This window comes from Paenibacillus sp. 01L418 (genome assembly GCF_056400045.1).
The window spans coordinates 1-4,208 of sequence record NZ_JBFTSN010000500.1; the positions used below are offsets into that span (position 1 = coordinate 1).

Sequence of the window (4,208 nt, forward strand, 5' to 3'; positions counted from 1 at the left end):
ATAGCAGACAATGGAGAGCCTAAATTCATAATATTTAGAACGCCCATCTCGGGAATGGCAAGCATGAACATCGCTGGAATGATTGCAAAATATTTGGCGATATCATTAGCGATACTAAAAGTCGTCAGTGCCCCTCTTGTCATAAGCAGCTGCTTGCCGATAGCAATGACTTCAATAATTTTGGAAGGGTCCGAATCCAAATCAACCATATTGGCAGCTTCTTTAGCAGCAATCGTCCCGCTGTTCATAGCAAGACCCACATCCGCTTGGGCAAGTGCAGGAGCATCGTTTGTACCGTCACCAGTCATCGCAACCATTTTTCCTTCGGCTTGTTCACGGCGTATAACAGCTATTTTATCTTCCGGCCTGCTCTCCGCAATAAAATCGTCGACTCCCGCTTCATGTGCGATGGTTGCTGCAGTAAGCGGATTGTCTCCCGTACACATAATCGTTTTGATGCCCATTTCACGCAGCTGATCGAATCTTTCCTTCATTCCTGGCTTAACGGTATCCTTCAAATAGATAACACCAAAGATTTGGTTATCAACAGCTACTGCGAGCGGTGTACCGCCTAATGTAGCAATCGTATTCGAAATATTTTCTAAATCGGTTGGTATGGTCCCCCCCTGTGAAGCTACCCACTTCCGAACCGCATCGACAGAGCCCTTCCGAACTCGGCGGCCGTTTGCCAGATCAATACCGCTCATTCGCGTCTCTGCTTTGAATTCAATAAATTCGCCGCCTTCCGCAAGTGAAGCATCATAGCTTAAGCCCTGCTTCTTCATCCATTCAAGCACAGAACGGCCTTCAGGCGTTTCATCCTTAATCGAGCTAATAGCCGCCCAACCCGATAAAGTTTGAAGATTGCTGCCTCCGACAGGCACAAGCTCGCTTGCCATCCGGTTGCCGAATGTGATCGTTCCTGTTTTATCCAAAATCATCGTATTAATGTCGCCTGCTGCTTCAACAGCCTTACCTGACATAGCCAGTACATTAAACTGAGTTACTCTATCCATCCCAGCAATGCCGATTGCTGATAATAGTCCGCCGATGGTCGTCGGAATCAAACATACAAGCAGCGCAATTAATACTGGAATTTCTAAGTGGATATCCAAATAGTTAGCGATTGGTGCCAACGTAACAACTACAATTAAGAAAATAATCGTTAAGCTAGTCAAAAGTGTATTGAGCGCAATTTCATTAGGCGTCTTCTGACGTTTCGCTCCTTCAACAAGGGCAATCATCCGATCGATGAATGACTCCCCGGGGTCACTCGTCATGCGCACTTTAATTTTGTCACTCACAACCCTTGTACCGCCTGTAACCGAGCTGAAATCTCCTCCAGCTTCTTTAATAACTGGCGCCGATTCACCTGTAATCGCTGATTCATCTACGGAAGCCAGCCCTTCAATGACCTCGCCATCACCAGGAATCATCTCACCTTGGGAGACGATGAAAATATCGCCTTTGCGGAGCTCCGTTGATGATACGACTACAATAGAGCTGCCGACGAGCTTATTGGCGCTCATTTCCTGCTTAGATTTTTTGAGCGAATTGGCCTGTGCCTTGCCTCTGCCCTCTGCAATGGCTTCAGCAAAGTTTGCGAACAGCAGCGTGAAAAGCAGGATGAAAAACACGGTAATATTAAAGCCTATGCGTTCTTGAGAATTAAAGTAATTTGGAAAAATAGTCATCAGCAGAACGATAACCGTCCCTACCTCGACAACAAACATAACGGGATTTTTCATCATCGTAACTGGATTTAATTTCACAAAGCTATCGACAACGGCATGTTTAACCGCGTCTCCCGACAGCAAATTATTCTTCTTATTTTTATTCATTATCGTTCACCTCATCCGTTAGCGGAGTGTCAAATATTCTGCAACCGGCCCAAGCACGATGACCGGCAAGAAGGTTAATGCACCAATTAAAAGAACAGTACCAATTAGTAATATAGTGAAAAGTCCATTATCTGTACGGAACGTCCCGATTGTTTCTGGAACAGGCTGCTTGCGAACAAGAGATCCTGCAACCGCAAGCATCGCAATCACCGAAATATAGCGGCCGGTCAGCATGACAAGTCCAGTGCTAATATTCCAGAAAGGCGTATTATCGCCTAATCCCTCAAAGCCGGAGCCATTATTCGCAGCCGATGACGTATATTCGTAAAGCACCTGGCTAATGCCGTGAAACCCTGGATTCGTTATCGCCCCGTGACCCAAATCCGTCATAAAAGCGATGGCTGTGGGCACTAATATAATGAAGGGATGAACTAGAATCGCTATCGCTATCAGTTTCATTTCTCGCGGCTCTACTTTTCGTCCCAGAAACTCTGGCGTTCGGCCGACCATCAGCCCGCATATAAACACAGCTAGTATGGCGTACATGAGCATATTGATAAGCCCTACTCCCTTGCCTCCAAAGACGACATTAAGCATCATTTCAGCAAGCGGAACCAAGCCGCCAAGCGGTGTAAGCGTGTCATGCATATTGTTGACGGTACCCGTTGTCGCAGCAGCTGTTACCGTTGTGAACAGTGCCGATTGCGCGATACCGAACCTTACTTCCTTGCCTTCCATGCTTCCTTGAGTCGCGTCGATTCCTAGTGCGCTCATTGCAGGATTGCCTGTTTTCTCCGATGTGTAAGCAAGGCTTAGAAACACAAGAAACAGACACATCATGGCGGAGAATACAACCCAGCCCTGCTTTTTGTTTTTAGCAAAAAGCCCAAATGCATAAGGCAGTGAAGCCGGCAGCGCCCACATCGACAAGATTTGAATCACATTCGTTAATGGATTTGGGTTTTCAAATGGATGAGCCGAGTTCACTCCAAAAAAACCGCCGCCGTTTGTGCCCAAATGTTTGATGGATTCAAGCGAAGCTACAGGACCGATTGCAATTTGCTGCATGGCTCCCTCAAGCGTTTTAATTGTAAATGTTGGATCAAGTGTTTGCGGCACCTGAAGAGCGACAAGCACTAGCGTGATAATAAAGGAAATCGGAAGAAAAATTCTTGTGTGTGCTTTTACAAAATCCTCGAAAAAGTTGCCGATCGTCGTTCCTTTACTCGTAATCCCACGAACAAACGCGATGGCAACCGAGAAGCCCGTCGCCGCTGACGTGAACATCATCATCATGATGACCGCCATTTGGGAGAAATAAGATAAGGCACTTTCCCCGCTGTAATGCTGAAGATTCGTATTGGTAATAAAGCTGATGACTGTATTGAAAGTCAGTGTAGGCTCCATGGCTGCCATGCCATTTGGATTAAACGGCAGTGCATTTTGGAACCGCAATATCAAATAGCTGAAAGCAACTAAAATTAAATTGGTTGCAACAAAGCTGAGTGCGTATATCTTCCAACTCATGCCCTCTCTTTTTTTGAGACCAATAAGCTTAAATATAAATCGCTCCGTCCCTCCGAATACTTTGTCTAACCGATTGTGTTCATTTGAGAACACATGATAGACGTAAGTACCAAGCGGCTTAACTAACAATACAAGAACGGCAATGACGATAAGCAATTGTAAAATATCCATCTTGTAAATCCCCCTCTATTAAAACTTCTCCGGATGAATTAAAGCATAAATCAGATAAACGAAAACAAATACAGCCGCTATCGCTATGACAGTCATTAGCCTTCGCCCCCTGTTTTCTCAATAACACTGGAGCACCAAGTTAAAAATCCGTAAAATAAACCGAAGCTAGCTAACAACGCCCCGAACATATAAAAATCCTGCATGTAAACCCCTCCTGCATTATTTGTTGCTTAATAGAAAACCGACTTCACCGGTATGAGAGAATACGATATGATCCGCTCCAAGCCCCTTGTAAATAGCCCTTGGATTCCACTGCTGTGTGATGACGTAAATGGACTTTGAGGTCCAAGCTCTACAGCACTGTACAAAGCGGCAGCTAAGCGCCAAGCTGCTCTCGAATATAAATACCTCGCTAATGTTCATCGAAGGAACATTCCAGCTTTGACGATCATTCGTATTGATGTACAAAACATTGCTGATGCCCTGCTTGCGAAGCTGTTTTTCTTCCTGTTTACTATTTGTCAAAACGATAAATTTTAATTGATGAAACTGCAAAGTTCGTATAAATGATTGGCCAGCCTCGTTTAAACCAGCAACAATAATATGCTCTTCCTGCAACCGAATTCTCCTCCATATGGTAAAAAAGGCAACAAAAAAGAAGCCTTGGGA

At 44.9% G+C, this 4,208-nt stretch carries 4 protein-coding genes; all 4 read right to left on the reverse strand.

Annotated features, from left to right (window positions below):
- Positions 1 to 1,841: potassium-transporting ATPase subunit KdpB (gene kdpB, locus AC1DSE_RS31325; protein ID WP_477528773.1), on the reverse strand; the 1,841-nt coding region annotated here is incomplete at its 3' end.
- An 18-nt stretch (positions 1,842 to 1,859) separates the two neighbouring features.
- Positions 1,860 to 3,539 (reverse strand): potassium-transporting ATPase subunit KdpA, encoded by a 1,680-nt coding sequence (gene kdpA / locus AC1DSE_RS31330; RefSeq protein WP_441879090.1) that lies wholly within the window; start codon positions 3,537 to 3,539, stop codon positions 1,860 to 1,862.
- A gap of 18 nt (positions 3,540 to 3,557) precedes the next feature.
- Positions 3,558 to 3,635, reverse strand: a complete 78-nt coding sequence (gene kdpF, locus AC1DSE_RS31335) for a K(+)-transporting ATPase subunit F (RefSeq protein WP_076268070.1) — start codon at positions 3,633 to 3,635, stop codon at positions 3,558 to 3,560.
- A 123-nt stretch (positions 3,636 to 3,758) separates the two neighbouring features.
- Positions 3,759 to 4,208: NAD-binding protein (locus tag AC1DSE_RS31340; protein WP_477528774.1), on the reverse strand; the 450-nt coding region annotated here is incomplete at its 5' end.